This is a genomic window from Sphingobium boeckii (genome assembly GCF_014199215.1).
In the GTDB taxonomy this organism is placed as follows: Bacteria; Pseudomonadota; Alphaproteobacteria; order Sphingomonadales; family Sphingomonadaceae; genus Sphingobium_A; species Sphingobium_A boeckii.
On sequence record NZ_JACIJC010000002.1, the window covers coordinates 624,480 to 641,015 of the forward strand.

The 16,536-nt window shown below is 58.0% G+C and carries 22 protein-coding genes; 6 read left to right on the forward strand and 16 right to left on the reverse strand.

What is annotated here, in order from left to right:
* The first annotated feature begins 166 nt into the window (after window positions 1-166).
* Both FHS49_RS08180 and FHS49_RS08185 read left to right on the forward strand, forming a co-directional pair.
* On the forward strand, window positions 167-412 hold the full coding sequence (locus tag FHS49_RS08180; RefSeq protein ID WP_246350438.1) for an excalibur calcium-binding domain-containing protein: 246 nt from the start codon (window positions 167-169) through the stop codon (window positions 410-412).
* 340 nt (window positions 413-752) lie between these two features.
* Complete coding sequence (locus FHS49_RS08185; protein ID WP_184017121.1) at window positions 753-1,079, forward strand: hypothetical protein; 327 nt, start codon at window positions 753-755, stop codon at window positions 1,077-1,079.
* Window positions 1,080-1,086: 7 nt separating this feature from the next.
* Here the strand turns inward: FHS49_RS08185 and FHS49_RS08190 are convergent, their stop codons facing one another.
* Window positions 1,087-1,371 (reverse strand): hypothetical protein, encoded by a 285-nt coding sequence (locus FHS49_RS08190; RefSeq protein WP_184017123.1) that lies wholly within the window; start codon window positions 1,369-1,371, stop codon window positions 1,087-1,089.
* Window positions 1,372-1,830: 459 nt separating this feature from the next.
* Here FHS49_RS08190 and FHS49_RS08195 point away from each other — a divergent pair, with 459 nt between their 5' ends.
* The 4 genes from FHS49_RS08195 to FHS49_RS08210 all read left to right on the forward strand — a co-directional run bounded on the left by FHS49_RS08195 (window position 1,831) and on the right by FHS49_RS08210 (window position 4,366).
* Window positions 1,831-2,379, forward strand: coding sequence for a hypothetical protein (locus FHS49_RS08195; protein ID WP_184017125.1), 549 nt, complete (start codon window positions 1,831-1,833; stop codon window positions 2,377-2,379).
* A gap of 12 nt (window positions 2,380-2,391) precedes the next feature.
* Entirely contained in the window at window positions 2,392-2,952 is a 561-nt protein-coding gene (locus FHS49_RS19620; RefSeq protein WP_246350440.1) for a hypothetical protein, read from the forward strand.
* A complete protein-coding gene (locus FHS49_RS08205) occupies window positions 2,952-3,320 on the forward strand; it encodes a hypothetical protein (RefSeq protein ID WP_184017127.1) in 369 nt (122 codons plus the stop codon). Before FHS49_RS19620 ends, FHS49_RS08205 begins: the two co-directional genes overlap by 1 nt.
* Before the next feature lie 131 nt (window positions 3,321-3,451).
* Window positions 3,452-4,366 (forward strand): hypothetical protein, encoded by a 915-nt coding sequence (locus tag FHS49_RS08210; protein WP_184017129.1) that lies wholly within the window; start codon window positions 3,452-3,454, stop codon window positions 4,364-4,366.
* Between the two features lie 127 nt (window positions 4,367-4,493).
* On the opposite strand, the gene FHS49_RS08215 is transcribed toward FHS49_RS08210, so the two are convergent.
* The 15 genes from FHS49_RS08215 to FHS49_RS08280 form a co-directional block, all read right to left on the reverse strand.
* Window positions 4,494-6,512 (reverse strand): transglycosylase SLT domain-containing protein, encoded by a 2,019-nt coding sequence (locus FHS49_RS08215; protein WP_184017137.1) that lies wholly within the window; start codon window positions 6,510-6,512, stop codon window positions 4,494-4,496.
* 77 nt (window positions 6,513-6,589) lie between these two features.
* Window positions 6,590-7,144 (reverse strand): virion core protein, T7 gp14 family, encoded by a 555-nt coding sequence (locus FHS49_RS08220; protein ID WP_425502676.1) that lies wholly within the window; start codon window positions 7,142-7,144, stop codon window positions 6,590-6,592.
* 167 nt (window positions 7,145-7,311) lie between these two features.
* A complete protein-coding gene (locus FHS49_RS08225) occupies window positions 7,312-7,686 on the reverse strand; it encodes a hypothetical protein (RefSeq protein ID WP_184017141.1) in 375 nt (124 codons plus the stop codon).
* Window positions 7,687-8,057: 371 nt separating this feature from the next.
* A complete protein-coding gene (locus tag FHS49_RS20005; RefSeq protein WP_425502677.1) occupies window positions 8,058-8,336 on the reverse strand; it encodes an HGGxSTG domain-containing protein in 279 nt (92 codons plus the stop codon).
* Between the two features lie 12 nt (window positions 8,337-8,348).
* Entirely contained in the window at window positions 8,349-10,382 is a 2,034-nt protein-coding gene (locus FHS49_RS08230) for an AAA family ATPase (RefSeq protein WP_184017143.1), read from the reverse strand.
* The gene (locus tag FHS49_RS08235) at window positions 10,379-10,630 is read right to left on the reverse strand and encodes a hypothetical protein (protein ID WP_184017145.1); all 252 of its coding nucleotides are present in this window, start codon (window positions 10,628-10,630) and stop codon (window positions 10,379-10,381) included. Before FHS49_RS08235 ends, FHS49_RS08230 begins: the two co-directional genes overlap by 4 nt.
* Window positions 10,627-10,827, reverse strand: a complete 201-nt coding sequence (locus FHS49_RS08240) for a hypothetical protein (RefSeq protein WP_184017147.1) — start codon at window positions 10,825-10,827, stop codon at window positions 10,627-10,629. Before FHS49_RS08240 ends, FHS49_RS08235 begins: the two co-directional genes overlap by 4 nt.
* Window positions 10,824-11,093, reverse strand: coding sequence for a hypothetical protein (locus tag FHS49_RS08245; protein WP_184017149.1), 270 nt, complete (start codon window positions 11,091-11,093; stop codon window positions 10,824-10,826). The genes FHS49_RS08240 and FHS49_RS08245 overlap by 4 nt, the downstream gene beginning before the upstream one ends.
* Entirely contained in the window at window positions 11,090-11,254 is a 165-nt protein-coding gene (locus tag FHS49_RS08250) for a hypothetical protein (RefSeq protein WP_184017151.1), read from the reverse strand. The genes FHS49_RS08245 and FHS49_RS08250 overlap by 4 nt, the downstream gene beginning before the upstream one ends.
* 35 nt (window positions 11,255-11,289) lie before the next feature.
* Window positions 11,290-11,565 (reverse strand): hypothetical protein, encoded by a 276-nt coding sequence (locus FHS49_RS08255; protein ID WP_184017153.1) that lies wholly within the window; start codon window positions 11,563-11,565, stop codon window positions 11,290-11,292.
* A gap of 126 nt (window positions 11,566-11,691) precedes the next feature.
* Window positions 11,692-11,892 (reverse strand): helix-turn-helix transcriptional regulator, encoded by a 201-nt coding sequence (locus tag FHS49_RS08260; protein WP_184017155.1) that lies wholly within the window; start codon window positions 11,890-11,892, stop codon window positions 11,692-11,694.
* A gap of 123 nt (window positions 11,893-12,015) precedes the next feature.
* Entirely contained in the window at window positions 12,016-13,299 is a 1,284-nt protein-coding gene (locus FHS49_RS08265; RefSeq protein ID WP_184017157.1) for a tyrosine-type recombinase/integrase, read from the reverse strand.
* A gap of 531 nt (window positions 13,300-13,830) precedes the next feature.
* Entirely contained in the window at window positions 13,831-14,253 is a 423-nt protein-coding gene (locus FHS49_RS08270) for a VOC family protein (RefSeq protein ID WP_184017159.1), read from the reverse strand.
* 6 nt (window positions 14,254-14,259) lie between these two features.
* Window positions 14,260-15,207, reverse strand: coding sequence for an isopenicillin N synthase family dioxygenase (locus tag FHS49_RS08275; RefSeq protein WP_184017161.1), 948 nt, complete (start codon window positions 15,205-15,207; stop codon window positions 14,260-14,262).
* 232 nt (window positions 15,208-15,439) lie between these two features.
* A complete protein-coding gene (locus tag FHS49_RS08280) occupies window positions 15,440-16,507 on the reverse strand; it encodes an adenosine deaminase family protein (protein ID WP_184017163.1) in 1,068 nt (355 codons plus the stop codon).
* Window positions 16,508-16,536 lie beyond the last annotated feature (29 nt).

Here is a 16,536-nt window from a genome sequence, read left to right on the forward strand (position 1 = left end):
TATCATCAGCGCCGCACATAAAGCGATCCGCATAATCACCCCCTCCCGGCCTCACCAATTTACCGATGATTCAGTGTCATACCGTAAAACGAACATTATGCCTCGTAATAGATCACGTCACCCAGGCCGATGGAGCCCGCCAGTCCGAAAGACCAGCGGCGCAGAGATGGCCTTGAAATATGGCCTCTTTGCCGTTGCCGGCGGATTGTTTATCGGTATTGGCGCCGTGCATATCGAGCGAGGCACCGACCGCCGCGCTAAGCTAGCCGCCCTCCCTCAAGGCTATGAGTTCAGTGGATGCGACGAGGTTAGAGCTGCCGGGTTGGCGCCCCTCCACGCTTCCGATCCTGGCTTCTCTCAAAGAATGGACGGCGATGGTGACGGAGTGGCATGTGAGCCATATTACCGCTGAAGCTAGCACCCCGGCACCGTGTTGAAAAATAGCAGCGCGGGCCAACACCAACCATGAACCTTACCGTGCGGATCAAATAACCCGCCATTCATGCTTCACAGCGCAGATTGCCGTCGCCGACCCTGCGGACGGTAGGCCACCGGGCTGATTGCGACTCTGCCCGGTGGCCGCTTGCGGGTCGGTGCTTACCCAGTGATTACCGGTGACGACCCGTCCACGAGATTATCTCAAAGGAACGCCTAGAAGTAGGCCTCGCCCACTTCTGCACTTTCTAATCAGGGATTAGATGCTCAGATTGCACCACGCCGGTCGGCCTGGCACAATGCGGCAGGGGGATACTATGAAAAGCCTGATCGTCGCGACAGCCATTACCATTGGCGCATTTTCTTCCGGGGCTGCAGCCAGTTCAATCTTTGGCGCGAAGGGCGAGTTCTCAACGTTTCTTTCACGCTTAGAGTATGACCCTTCGAGTGCATGCTCAAAGCCGTCGAAGCCATACAGCAGCGATCAATACGCGTTCGACAGTTACAAGAGAGGCATATCGACTTACGTGTCGTGCCTAGAGGACGCCGCCAATTCGGACATTCGTTATGCGACCGAGGTAGTAAAAGAGGGCTACGACGAGGCCATGGAAGAGCTGACTTCGGAGATCAAGCGAGGATACTGAACGTCAGTTAGCGTCTCCGCTGTAAATGGAGTCGGCGCTTTGCTTCAGGTAAAATCCCTTCAGAAGCACTGTAGAGGGCGCGATCCACCTTATCGATCGCGGGAAGATCCATACAGTGAATCGTGGTAATTTCCGTCTGAAAGGCCTCCCAAATCCGCAACCGTTGATGCGGATCAATGACCTTCTCCTCGACCATATCCATTAGCAGCGCCCGGACCAAGTAGACGGGCGCAGCAGCTTGGTCAGCCAGCTTTCTCCGCAAATCCAGAATGTCCTTCTCGATCGCTGCCATTCTCTCATTCGGTGACATTGCCTAGCCCTCCCGATCTAGTCTTGCTTTAGACCGCGATCGACCAATCGACGGATCGCCTCAGCTCTAGTTGGGATGTCGGCTTGCCGCCTGCGCCACTCATCAACCTTGTCCATCCATCCGGGCGGCGTGACCATCTCAAAGCGGCCAGATTTTTCCTTGCTCATAAAAAACTACGTAGCACCCGTTTACACCGTAGGAAATCCGTATCATACGTAGGCAGGCCGGAAAGAGGGTGCAACCTCGATCCGGCCCTGACCACCAATCGTCCTTAGGAGACGTTCAATGGCTAATGCCGCAATACGGGCGGAATCCGTCCTCATCAACACACCCTCCCCGCGCGTGCTAGAATGCACGATATTCCCGAGCCGACGCGCTATTATGGGCGCTATCGCTCTAGCCCCTGCCATCGCAGCGACGACTCTGCCCGCATCCGCTACGATGAGCAGCGCTGCCTGGGACGCAGCGTTTGCCGATATGCAGCGTAAGAAAGCCGCCAGTGACGCCTACGATGATTATCTGAGCGAGCTTTGCGCCAGAATGAAGGCCAGCGCACCCGATGAGAATGCGATCGACTGGGAAGCGCTAGACGTGCCTCACAGGGCGCACATGCTCCACAGTGCTGATCTCGATGAGTATGAGCGCAACTTTGTCGAATATGGGCATCTGTGGGGCGGAGCTGGGAGCAAAGCGCGTGGGGTTGCGGCCATCGAAAGCATCAGGACGTTCCGCGAGGCGAAAGCCGCCAACGCAGCCGCCCATGGATGGGACGAGGCGTTTGACCGCCAAGAAGCGCTGACGGAAGAATATAGCGCGGCCATCTCCAAGCTTATCGAGATGCCAGCCCCGGATAAAGCCGCGCTGATGTGGAAATTGAATTACCTGTACGCGGACGAGGTGAGCGCCGGACATTCATCTGCGGCATATTGCGCTGCCTGGATTGGGGTTGTGATGGCCGACGCCGATCGCTTCCTTGGCGGGGAGGCTTGAGCCATGCAACACATGACAGTCGAGCGGGCATCGGCCCGCGGCATCGTCGCGTCGGCGCTCCCGGCACGTCTCGCCAGCTTTACGCCCGATCAGGAGCGGGCGTGGTTCACGCAGCGTGGTTACCGGGAAGCCGTGCCGCCCATGCGGGAACGGGAGATCATCGACCAGTTGCAGACCTGCCAGACGCCCAGCCAATACCGGGCATGGTTGAACGCCACACAGGCTGAGCGGGCACGCGCTACACAAGGGCAGATCGAGCGCATCGAAGGAGAGCGGCTCAAACGAGAATCCTATTTCGCCGATCTGGAAAGCCGCACGCGCATCCGCGAGATTGTCGATCGCGTAAAGGCCACACCACGCCCTCGGCCCACGTCAGGGCAACGTGACGGGAAGTTGCTGGCCGAGGTTTTGGCCGCGATCGATCGTCACGGTTTGGCGGAATCCCGATTTGGCCGTGAGGCGATCAACGATCCGCGTTGCGTCGAGGATCTGCGTAATGGCCGTCAGTTCAAGGCGCGCCTGTCAGCTCGGATCCGTGTCTTCATTGCCTCGCTCGACCGGGAGGCGGTGTAATGGCCTCTCGGATCACCCTGGCCGGGCAAAGCCAGATCGTGGGCGCCCATCTGCCCGTTGCCGTGCTCCTATCAGCAATCCCCAGCCTGCCTCGCCATATTCTCGATCGGCTCGTCGAGCAGATGATTTGCCGCATGGACGACATGGACCCCAATCCCGACGAAGAGGATAGCGAGACAGCCAGCCCGTGGGTCGATGGGGCCGGACGGTGGTCCGCGCCCTGGCCCGCCCCCTCAGGGCCATGGCACGAAGACGACGAAGATGGTCATGACCGCGAGCTGGTAGAAGAACGCGAAATCGAGGATTACGAAGGCGGCGCGGCCGATATCGCTTTCGACGGTCTGTTTCGGGGCGAACTGACTGCCTAAGGAACCGCAGCGCATTTTACGCATTTTACGTAATTGACGGGCGGCGCCGGCCAAGTTCCGCCATGTCTAATCATCCCAAGCCTAAGGCCCAGCATCATCGCTGGGTCTTTTTTTATGCATGACTTCCTGCGATGCTTGCCGAGGCGTTTTTCGGGGGGCGAATGAACACAAGGGAGAAATTCGGCATTACGGGGGCAATTATCGCCGTCGCCATTTTGTGCACTACCATTGGCCTTTACGGTCGCTCTCTTCTGTCACCTGCTGAGACCATCGCGAACCCGCCTGGTATGCCTGACTTTTGTCGAGTTAGCGTTAATGATCCACGATGCTCTGCAGCGGTTCAATGGAAGAGCGCGGACGCTGCTCGTGAAGCTGCGAACTGGGCTTGGTGGCAGCTGTGGATTAGCGCTGCCGGCGTCGTTGGCCTGGGCATTACACTTTGGTTCAATTTCCGTGCCCTGCGCTTGGCCGAGCATGAATCCAACGAAACCAAGGATGCTTTGCAGATTGCGCGGGAGAACGCTGCTGGTGCTGCTCGTGCAGCGCAGGCCGCGAGCGAGGGCAACCAAATCGCAAGAGAGGCGATGCAGAAGCAGCTTCGACCTTATGTTTATCTGGAGGATCTGCACGTCTCGATCACTCACCTGCTCTCGTACGATGCGCTGGCAGATTGTGGGACTGTAGAAATCGTGATCAAAAATTATGGGCAGTCGCCGGCCAAAGATGTTTCCATGGTGGCCCAGGTCATCCTCGGGGGTTACTGGAGCGATCGGCCCGGTGTGGATTTGCAGAGCGCCGCGAGGATCAACTTTGCGGATATTCCGTCCGGGGCGGTGCGACGGCAAGGGGGATACTCAGCACTGGATATTAAACGCGCTCACCAGCAATTGACCGACGCCACCGCAAGCATATTTGTGGAAGGCCAGATCCGGTACACCGACGCTTTTGGGAATACCTATTGGACGAATTTTCAGAGGGCACTGACCGGCGAAGATTATCACACTGGCCCGTCAGCGATCACGCCCCATTGGAATCAGGCAAAGTAGCATCTACCAGCTTTATATGGTTACCCGGTGATTACTACTTACAATGGACGCTAGCAAATAGCGACAGGACGAAGGCAATTCCGTGCGTTTCGAACTCCAGGCCATCTAACCATATGTTAGACGGTGCCTAATAGCCTCCGCGATTTTGGTTCATGTAAGCTTGCATGATCTTCTCGCGGTCGGGATCATTGCGCATTGCATCCGGCACCCTGACACGACCAGACCGGCCATTGCTCTCGAAGAAGAACTCACCCGGCCCGCCATCATTCGGCACCCACTTCATCAGCAAGCGATCCTGAATTTCGATGATCGTCTTATCGGCGATCACCTTACCAGGGTTTGCAGCCTGCCACGCGCCCACGTCGCGCATCACATCGCGCTCAAGCTCGTAGATCCTCGCACTTTGCTTCTGTACCTCGTCGCCCTTTTTGCCCGCGCTGGTCAGGCCAAGGGCCATGCGTGCCGGTGTGAGGATGCCCTTGATGCGCGCATGCGTGATCTGCTTTGCGTCGCCGTCGCCCTTCATCGCGGAACGGCGCCAGGTAAGGTACGTCTTGAAATCGCCATCGCTGAGCTTGTTGCGGACATCCTCTGGTCGCATCATAAGAAAAACCGCAGGGTCGCCAGCATAGGCATCTGAGAGGGCGGTCATCGCCGCCATGTCGGTTTCCCGAGGCGCCGGCTTCCGGTTGCGCTCAGCGATTCCTTCGAACTGCGCGCGCTGCTGCGGCGACAGACGCTTCAATATGCCAGCGGGCAGTTGCGTGACGCGCGTGAAGCCCGCGCCGAGATTGTTCGATACCTCCCACGCATTGTCCGCTGCGGCTGCTTGCTCCCGCTTCAGCAGATTCTCATCGCGCTGCACGCGACGATCGATCTCCGCTTTGACCCGCTCGATCTTTTCAAAGCTCCAGCCTTTCTGCCCCGCGATAAGATCGGCCCGCGCATACCATTCGGCTAAGTCGTGCTCCCGTGGAGCCTGTTGTGTGCCGGCGTGATCGGTGCGCTCGATGAACTTGGCGACATAATCACGCGTTTCGGCGGGCATGTGTTTTATCCAGCCCTCCCCGCCCTTCTTGAGTGCGGCTCTCATAGCACCAGGCCCAGCGTTGTAGGCGGCAGCAGCCATCAAAGGATCGCCAAAATCTTTTAGCTGCTTACGGAAATACGCTTTGCCAATCGCGGAATTGTAATCGGCATCAGATTTGAACTTGTTTGCATCCCATGTCAGCCCTGCCAACCTTGCCGCTTCAGGTCCGGTCGCGGGCATGACCTGTGCAATCCCCGTTGCGCCCTTCGGAGACGTGAGAGGCCGACCGCCTTTTCCAAATTGCCTGCCGCGGCTCTCCTGCGTGACAATGGCTTCGAACATGTCATCAACCGAAAGCAAGGCGCCATTACCCTCTGTGCCGCTCGTCGGAGGCGTCAGCACGGCGCTAAGTGAATCCACCTCTCTCGCAGCGTCCCGCGCAGCCATGGGCTCCTTGAGCGCTTGGGTGAGGCGCAGTCGATCGGTGTAGACGAGACTGGAATCGTTCGTGCGCACATAGTCGGCGGCGGCGTCGATGTTGTCCGCTGCCAGAAGCTGATCAGCCGTTGCGGCGTGGATCCCCGAAACGAACTTCCGTTTCTCGATGCCGGACACCTCGGCCGACCAGCCCTTGGACTGAGCCAGTGCATCGAGGGACGCCAACCCGGTATCGATGTGTTTTTGGGTAAGCTCCGGATCTCCATAACTCGCGATGGCGCTGTCACCGGAATCTGTCGCGCGCGCCTTACTGACCAACTCCCCCTCGATCTTCAGCTGGCCGAGCGCATGAGCACCGATGTCGTTGAGGTAAGTGGCCTCATATGGCGCCACCGAATCCTCATACATTGCGCGCATCCGCGGCGAGGTGGCGTCCTTCGCTATCCTTTTGCGTAATTCCTTGAGGTTTTTCTCCGTCTGTAAGCGGGTCTCCAATGCGTTCACGCCTTCGAGCGCCGTGAACTCACCGACCAAGGGTTTGGCCTCGGCCTGATACTGCAGCGCCAGCCGCTTGCGCATGGTATCTTCGAATTGCAGGCTGATCTGATCCTGGATCTCAGCCGTATCGGCGAGCGTGTTGCCTGCCTGGCGCAAGCCTTCACCAAGGCCATCGCTCAATTCGACTGCGCGGACGGCCCCAACTGGCCTCGTGGCAGCGCGAACAGCATTCCCCGGAGACACTGGAACTTGCGGCATCAGGCCGGCCCTCTCGATCCGATTGCGCCATACGCGTCACCAAAATTCTGAGCTGAACCTCCGACGCTGCCCTTGAGCTTTCCGTACTGGGTTGCGCCGCCGAGAATTGAAGATCCCATATCGAACACGCCCTTTACGATCGCGCCTTTAGCGGCGAGTTTCGCTGACTTGCCCTGTGCACTGTAATTAGCGGCTTCAATCTCGAATCCCCTCGCCTCGCGCACGGTGTTCTGCGCGATCGTCGCAGCATCCTCCTGGCCGTACATCGCGGTATCGCCAACAAGATCGGCTGCGGACCCAAACGAGATATCCAGCCCGTTAGCGGCCATCGCGGCACGCTGGGAACCCATGGTGGCCGACACTTTGCGATAGTGCTGCTGTTGCTCGATGTTGCCGCGTTCCATGGCATCCATCGCAGAACGATTGGCCTCATCGCGATTGACAGCCGCCTGAGCCGCCTGTCCCTTAGCTTGGGCGCTCGCCATGAGGGCAGAATAACCCTGACCAGCGGCTGCAACGCCGGCAGCGACAAGCGCAAGTGCGGGGCCACACATCTAGCGCGCCGCCGCGAGGGAGACAGGCAAAATCGATTGCCTGGTGATTACTTGGATTGTTTTGACCGCGAGCATCTGCATCGGACTTTCAGACAAGATGTTCAAAAACCTTTATAAATCAGTCGCCAGCCATCAAACGAGCGACTGATAAGATATTAGGCGGCGTACTAATTGGCCTCAAATTCGTCGAGAATATGCGCCGCTTGACGCTGCACGTTGGCATTCACCGACTTGGCGAAATCACTCAGCCCCGTGCGCTGGACCTGAAACCACGCATCCCGGCCGCGGATGTTGCTGACATCGATCCCGACGCCGAATAGCGCGCCGCCAACCAAGGTTGCTTCGCTGAGCTGGGAAGGGTGAAGCGCATCCCGGAAATTCACGAAACCATCGGTCGTTGGAAAACCGGAGAAATGTGGCTTGATCACGTCAAGCGCGGCATCGGTCGCCTCGCTGAATTTCGTATAGGCTTTGCCCAATACGGCGACAGCCTCCTCGATCTCCACCGATGCGTCCTCCCGGCGCTTGAGCAGCTTGTCCATGGCCTTCAGGGCCGCTTTGCGAGCGTTGATCGTGTCCGTCCGCGCACGGGCCCTGACAAAATTCAGAACTTCATCATGCGAGCGCCCGTGTGCGCAAGGTGCCTCGCAAAACTAGGAAATCCTTCCGGGCTTATGCATCCGCGCGATGGCGGAAGTAACGTTCGAACCCCAAGACGTGCGCCCGTGCATTCGCGATGTTTCCGGGATAATACGAACTCCCATCATATGCGCAGACATGCGCGCAATTGGCCCGAAGAAACAGGCTCAGGAGTTGCCTGGGTTCGGAAGGTATCGGTGACGGAACGTCAAAATGGACTCCGGACCCCATCCCGCGCGCGCAAGGCGGCTTCCGAAAACTCTCCAAGGGTCCATCACGTTTTGGCAACCTGTGACCTTTCCGACCGCGCCCAACGCAATCGAAGGTTTGCCAGCGCCGCTTTCCGACCCGCCTCGGTCTTCGGCCCCGTGCTCAGTCCACCGTGAAACCGACAGCGGCCATTGGCGAATATAGTTTTCACCCTGCACATCTTCCCCGATCTGGTTGTGGCGCGGCACATCGTTTTCTTTCTTGGCATTTTTCCATCCTTTCGATCTGTTCGGAACTCCATCCCACACGCACGCACACCCGCGCGTACTGGTCCGCTGAGCATAGAATTTCCCCATCACCCTGCCCCGCCGCTCATCGATGAAACCGCGAAAGGATCTGGATCATCCTCTTCTTCATGGGAGGGCGCGTCGGCCCCAAGGGACGCGCCCGGTATATATTTATATATAGGCTGTGTGTTTCCGGTCGTTTTCTGCGGGTTTCCGGAGGTTTCCGGTTGCTGTTTCCGGGAGGTTTCCGGAGAGGTTTCCGGTTGCCCAGGGGTAGCTTCCCGGAGCCCGTGAATGTCTTTCCCTTCACCCGTATCGCGATAAAGAAAGCCTCGCTCGATCGCCCCAATTCGATAGAGACGGTCCATTGCGTCAGCCAGGCGCTTCCGGTTCAGACCCTTGGCTTGCGGCATGACTTCGAATTGCTTGGGCGCATAGTTTGCCGCGGTGGGCTTTTCACTCACCTGCCGCCGCTGATCATTCCGCTCAGCCAAGCATGCCAGGAAGATCGCATTGTCGGCATTGGTGCGCGCGACCGCAGCAATCTCCTTCGCAGTGTCGGCTGGCAAATCCTTGTCCCGCACGAGCGCGAAATCATGCCAGCGAAAGGCGATATCCTCGCCAGCGCGGGCGTAATTGGCCTTCCCCAGCGACATGCGACGGATGTCGGGATCAGCATCGTCCGAACGCTCCATCAGAACCTGCGAGCGTACTGCGTTCAGCCAGGCGGTGGAGCCGGAGTAGCTATCGCCAGTCTTATTCCTGTGCGCAATCAACAGCACCGTAACGTCGAGATCGCCACACAATTGGTAGAGCAAATTGATGAATGCGGTGACCTGGCTGCGGTCGTTCTCGTTCCCCGCGAAGAGGTGGGCCACATTGTCCAGGGTGACCAGCTTTGCGCCCGTCTGGACGATCGTCGCCCGCAGGAGAGCATAGGCGGGGGTGGAGCGCATTCGGCCATCGTGTTCGAACGTGGCCAGCTCGTTATTCATCCGCCCACGCAGGCTTACGATATGCAGTTGCCCAGCAAGGGCATGAAGGGTGGTGCCGATCGCTTCGGCGATCTTGGCCAGCCGCCAGTGATTTTCGCGATTGTCGTCCTCGGCAGTGATGTAGAGCGCAGGCCCCGCAATCACATCCATACCGAGGAATTTCCGGCCGGCAGCGGCACAAGCGCTTATCTGCAATGCCAAGGTCGATTTGTTGGTTCCGCCGTCACCCGTGATGATGACCACGTCCTCGCGCGGGATGAATGGCGCCATGAGAAATGTCTTCGGCGTCGGCTTCGTTGCCGCCCAGAGGTTCAGGTCGGCCAGCTCGAACGTTTCCACGGGCTCAGTAAGTCCGCGATGCGCCAACGCCTGTAGATCGTCGGCAGTGCCACCCCACTCCATGATGTCCTCGCCCTCGGCGAGACCTGGTAGCTCAATGATAAGACATTCAGCAGCGACACTGTCCAACTTGGATTGCAGCGATCCTGCGATGCGCGCGCCAGCCTTATCGTTATCGGGCAGGATGATTACCGTGCGATCAGCGAACACGCTCAGATCGCCCGGAAGATCCTTGCTGCTGGTGGCGACAAAGCCCCACGATGCCAGCTTGTCGGCTTTTTGCTCGCCTTCCGCGATATAGACCGGCACATCGAGCGCCGCCGCGAGGATATCAGGCAAGCGATAAGGCAACGGATCGCAACCACGGTCCGCCCGCCATCCGCCGACACCGTCTGGATGCTGCCATTGAAAGGTCTTACTGCCATCGGGTTTATCGATCCGAACCTTTCGGCACACCGTAACGCCATCCGCATCCTGAAACTCGAAATAAGTCCGGCCAGGCTCGCGAGGTTTCCGCTTTGGAGCGAGCGCGGTCCGCGGGCGAGACGGTTCCCATTTCGGCAACACGCCCTTGGCCCGCAACTCGTCCTTAATCGCAAGCGGATCGCCACCGTTTTCCGAATGGATCAGCACGCCGTCAGGCGCAGTGGGTGCGAGGCTCGCCCAGCTTCCACGATCCTTTTTGCTATGTCCCGGCGTTGGGAACATCGCACGCGTGCCGGAGACCTCCCCGCCCATCGCTGCGGCTATTTTTGCTAACTGGCTCATGCATCACCGCCTATCGCCGCTGCACGGCGCCGCTCTACGGACGCCAGAGAGCGCTCGATGATCGGTAGACCTTGCCGACGCCCGCCGTTCACCAGTTGCCACAGGACCACGTGCTTTGCCCCGCTGGCGGTTTCAGTCATGGGATGAGGCGTGCGCCCTGCCACGCGACCGTACCAAGTGCCATCGGCGCGTTCCTGCACGATCCACGCCCGCGCAAGCTTCACAGGGAGCTTGATCACGTTGCTCATGATGCACCGCCAGTCCGATCGATTATCTTCCAGCCGTGCGTCATCCGCAGGCCACCCGCCCAGCCGCGTGCCTCGCGGTAAGTTGCGAACTCGCGATCCCAATCCTTATCGGCCAAGGGCGGTTTAATACGGACATCAAATCCCACGCCGAAAACTTCGTGTGCGATTTCGATTGAGTGCTGTGATGTCTGGTTCACGACGCCCACGCCCCCTCATCAAATCCTTCGGGGGCGGTTCCCTCAATTGGCGCGCCATAGCGATGAGCAGCGGCAAGCGCATTTTCCCAAGCCAGGAATGCGCAGTTGCCGGTGTGAAGATGCAGGTATTTGCTGGCGTCGATTGCAAAGCCATCAGGCTCGCCCCAAAACAGCCACACGCTACGTTCGTCCACCTTCACGCGCAGGTTTGCCCGCAGCAGCACATCCCGCTCCCATGGGCGGAAGTTGAGAATCACGGCGGTCATGCGTCTTCACCCGATGTCAGATCGCGCACGTCCCACAGATAGCTCAGCCGCAGCGCGTTGGCGTAAAGGCGGGCCTGGCGGTACGTTGGCCGATCGGCATCCAGATTGACGTCCTCTAAGGGCGGCACGACGCGGATATGATAGCCGCGGATATTGGCCATGGGCGCGATGTGGATAGTGTGGCGCTGCCTCTCCATTACGCAGCCTCCGGATCATCGCCGAGGATTGTCAGATGGCGCTCGACCCAAGAACTATCGATCATGGGGATGCCGAGCGACCGTGAGCGCGCAGCGGCCACCCGGAAAGCCTCCGAGTAATCCACGAAGACGCCGCCGAAAATCACAGACTCATTTGCCAGAGTGATCTGCACCCGGAATTCGCCCGGCGTGTAAGGATTGTCCATCAGCGTGATCCGGTCGGGCGCAAATTCCGGCCCCGTCTCGCCTGGGTGCATTGAAAACACTTCACCCATGATCGGCCTCCACAATATTTGCGCGAGCGATGCTGGCAGTGTATGAGAAGCGTGACCCGGTGCCTCCAAGCAAAGGTCCGACGCCATCCCTAGCCGGATGGCGTTTTCGTTTGGGCGGGCCGACATTCATGCGGCGACCGTTTGGGAGGTGCTGTTAACGACATGGGCCGCGACCCAAGCATCGAGGTCGGAAACGCGATAGCGCACCGCCTTACCCATTTTCAAAAAAGGCGGCCCCCCACCATAAATACGACGATTGGTTAGGGTCTTTTTAGACAGCCCGAGCCGCTTAGCGGCTATCGCTGTATCGACAACAGTTTCGTCCATCTTCTTGCCTCGCAATTATTGGCGACGGCAATCCAGATATCAGGTTTAATTTTGCTTTGTTCGACGTTCCACCAAGTTCCACTACCCTGCAGTCCCTTGACGGCCCCCTATGTGCTCGAAAGTCTAAGCATTCGCTTGGACCGGCATCGGGATAACGTTTGTCGTATCTCCAGCTACAAGCGACCGCTCAATATGCACCGCCCAGGCATCGAGCGCGGCCCGCTTCTCAGCCTTCCAATCATGGCGCTGATAGACGCCGGCAATCCCCGACTTCGATCCGCTCAAGTGATTTAGCACAGCCTCGGTTACCTCAAACCGAACACCTAGACGCTGCAGCCCAGTCGCGACCGTGCGGCGCAGATCGTGTAGTTTCCAATGCGGGACATCCTCGGCTTCCTCGCCGCGCTCCTTAGCCTCTTTCGCTCCTATTTCTGCCATCGCCTTATCGATGCGGGTTTTCGCACGTGAATGCCCAGACACCGAAGTTTCGCCAGTTGTCGTGAACACGAAGCCACGCCGCGGCCATGTGTCGCCTTTTGCCATCCCATCCAGCTCGGCAATCGCCAGCGCGCTCAAGGGGCATTCATGGCCATCCTTGTTCTTGCTGCGGCTTCCAGGCAGCGACCACATGGCACTGGCGCGGTCCAGTTCCTTCCAGTCCAAGCCGGACACTTCCTCGAGACGCTTGCCCGTCGAGATAAGCAACCGGATCAACGGGCCAAATGGATAATCCATCTTCCCAGATGTAATCCACGCCAGTCTCAATTCTCCATCATCCAATACTCTATCGCGCGACTGCGGCAGGGGCGGCGCTTCCATCCCGGTCAACGGAGATTCCTTTATGTCGCCCTCGCTAATTGCCCAATTAAACATGCGCCGAAGGAACGCGAACAGGTTGCGGCGGGTTGCGCCTCTCTTTTTGATCTTCTCTTGGTCAAGGACAGCGCGCATATCGGCGCGGGTTATGGTGTTGATCGGCTTGTCACCTAAAACCGGATTGGCATATCGCGTTAACGTCGCGAGCGCATCGGCGTGAGAGGCCGGCCACTTAATCTTCAAGCACTGTTCGGAAAACCGACTAAGGTAGACACGAAAGGCCAGATCGACCGCCTGGCGCTGCCTATCCCGCTTATCCTGAACGATATCCAATCCCTGCCCCACCAGCACCGCGAGGCGCTTTGCCTCCTTCCGCGCATCGTCAGGAGTCAGATTGCCGTGCTTGCCCATGGTGACGCGCTGGGTCCTGGCTCCGCGCCCGCCCAGTCGATACTGGAACACATAGGATTTGGCGCCTGCCGTGGTCACCTTGAGGCCAAAACCCTTCACCTCGTCGTCCCACAAAAATTGCTCAGACGCGCCCTTCGCCAGCGCATCGACTGACCGTTTTGTGATCCTACCAATTGCCATTTTACCGCTCTCCAGTAATCACGCAGTAATCACCGTAGCGGGTATCAGGGGGAACATCAAGGTAACTGGGGGTACGACTCATCTAGGCTTTCAGCCAGTTATCGCCGACACATCGGCAGAAACGCTTAGGCATACCGTCTAATTTGTAATCAGTAGGTCATCCGTTCGAGTCGGATAGGCGGCACCATGTTTTCAGTGACTTAGCCTTCGGATGGGTTAGTCGATGGAAAGCCAGGTAGCAAATAGGTATCGCCGCACTGCTGTTAAGGGTACCACCCTTTGCAGGTATCAGATTTCCGCTCTATCCCTCATAGTCGGCCAAAATAGCGAATATAATTTTTGCCGTTTTTTGGCCGCTATGCAGGTTGCGGTGTGTAAGGAGTAGACACGGGGCCGACATAGAGAGATCGGACGCTGCTGCCATCGTACACGGCCTCACGCACATCGGAGCTCTTGAGGTCCGCCAACGACGGATTTAAAGATGGATTTGCTGAGACGAACAGTGGGATCCAGGCAACGGTTACCGCTTGGTTAAAACGTTATTGGAGACGCAATGATCCCGGGGGGAAGGTGAAGCGAGGCGGTGCGGAACAAATTCTGCTCCGGATCACGCAGGACCGCCTGCCATTGACCATAATAGGTCACGAAAGGCGCTTTTACCAATGTTCCGTTGAGCGTCCCGACACGCGCGGCTGTGGCGTCAACCTCTTCAAAACAAGGCATTTCGATGGTCGGAAACCCACCATCCCCGGGCACCCCAACGGACGCGTCTTCCAAGTTCAAAAGCGTGCGTGCCATGGGTGCGTGAAAGCCGAACAACAAATTGTCGGCTTGGAGGGCCCGAAATATCGGACTGCGATAGCGCGTGGCTTCCTGCCAGCCGAACATAGCCTGATAAAAAGACAGTTGGGCATCAATGTCGCGGCAGAGAATTGTGTATATGACATTCATCATCGCGGCTCAGCCATAGGTCTTCTGTACCATCGCGACCATATGCTCGCCGACCGTACAGGGTGGGAGGAGCGGCGGGCGATCGGCACTTTGCGCGCCGGGAATGGGTTCGATGAACGCCTCAAAATCGAGATCTGTGAAAAACACGACGGACTGTCGATTGCGTCGGCCCGCGCTCTTATTGATGACGCGATGAAAGTTTGAGTGGTAAAGGCCGTTTGTCCACCGTGGAATCATATCGCCCAGATTGACGACGAAGGTTCCATCAACAGGGTCGGCCGACACCCAACTGCCGTCCCGCATCTGGATTTCTAGGCCGCCATTCGCATCTTGGGCGAGAATAGTAATCGCGCCCCAATCCGTGTGTTTGCCCGCGCCAAAGGTGCGGGAGTCGGCCTTGGCGGAATGCGGCGGGTACCACAGAAGACGGAGTGTGTCGGAAGGATGGACGTTGAGCTTTTGGAAATAATCTTCGGAAAGCTCCAGAGAAAGCGCCAGTAGCTGAAGCAACGTTCGGGACAAGTCGTTTACACTCTCCATATAAAGTTCGCAGGTTTCCCGGAAGTCGGAAACCCCCTCTGGCCACAGGTTTTGACCATAAGATGAGTATCCTTTTAGGACATACGGATGGTCGGCTGCACATTCCCAACCGCACTGATAGCTTTCCTTAATATCGTCGTGCGCGGCGGCATCCAATGTTTGGCTGCCGATCGTCCCATAGCCCCGCATCGCACCATCCGGCCGTGACGAGACGGCTTGCTTGACGTCAGTCGGTGACTGGAAGAATTGCTTAGCGACAGCAAACTGCCGACGCACTAATTCTGCGGAAATTCCATGTCCGCTCACGTAGAAGAAACCGCATGTTTCCGCGGCCGCGCGGATCTGTTCCGCGACTACGTGCCTCCGTGGTTCGTCGGGTGCGAGGGAATCGGTCAGATCAATCAAGGGAATGGTCAATGGCTGTCTCGTGTTGAGGTTAAGTATGTGGGCAGCTTCATTCGATGTGATCGTTCAACGCGCAAATCATGCTTCGACAACTGATCGGCGTAGAAAAATTCTGCTTCCGGTCTTTCAAACTCTATATTTTTCTGGTCCGGAATGAATGTCGATCAGTGCCATGTCCGAATTGTAGAAATCTCGAATTTGGGTCCACCCAACACGACAAGATCTTGCGCGATACTGGCGATCATCACATTCCCTTGGTCGTTCGAGGATCGGCGAGCGTGCCCTCTGCCTCCGCTCGCCATTGTGCCAAACGCCTGTCTCGATCGGCTCCCTCGATCCACGCCATTTCCAACGACATCATTGCCAGATCCATCATGTCCTGCCGTGTCCATGAAAAGGCTTGTTGGCCCAGAACATATTCCTGGGCCAGATCCGTTTGAAAAAACGCTGGATCGTCCGTGCCAAGGCAGGTGTTGAGGCCAGCGCGCCGGAATTCATCGACCGGATGATGGAATGGAGAAGGAAAAAGGCCGGGAGCCATGAAACAATTGGCGGTGATCGCAGACGTGATACCTATTCCGGCTTCCCGGTATTGAGCGATCAGGCCTGGCTGGCCCTGAAGGTCGCAGGCGTGATCAGCACGGTCCAGCGGCAAGTCCAGTCCATCCATGACATCTTGCGGCGTGCAGATGTGGCACGTGGTGCTAAAACCTTCCTTCTTCGCAAATTCCAAAGCGGGTGCGAACAGCCGCACCGGATGAACGAACGCGCCATCGTTCCCGATGCCGACAACGGGCACTCCCGCATCCCTGGCGGCCATAGCCTCGACGATCACATCCATGGCAACGGCTGGGTCATCGGCACGATCGGTTTCCAGAATGATCCCACCGCTCAGACCGTTATGCCGCTTCATCTCGTCGAAGGCGCGGCCCATGGCTCTCAGTGCTTTGGCGACGGGAACGGGGCTATGCCGCAGTTCTCCCGGAGTGGTCATCATCTCGATATGGCGACAGCCGCAACGCACAGCGTCCTGCAACGCGTGGATCGTGGCGGCCTCGAACATGTCCTCCGTGACCAATGCAGCAGCAATGTCTCGCAAGCCCGAGAAGAACCCGTCCGCATTGACATAGTCCTTCGCAACCCTGTCATAAGCGCTTTGCGTGGCGGGAAAGGTATGGCGTAGGGAGCCGAGAAAATGCATATGCAATTCCGCCTTCGGCAGACGACGCGCGAGGATCTGCATGGCAACGGCCTCAGCCAGTGGCCCCGTCTCCGCCTGCTCGATGCTCCATTCCTTGACCATGTCGTTCATGCTGTTTCCTTCTGAAGATTTTGGCCACG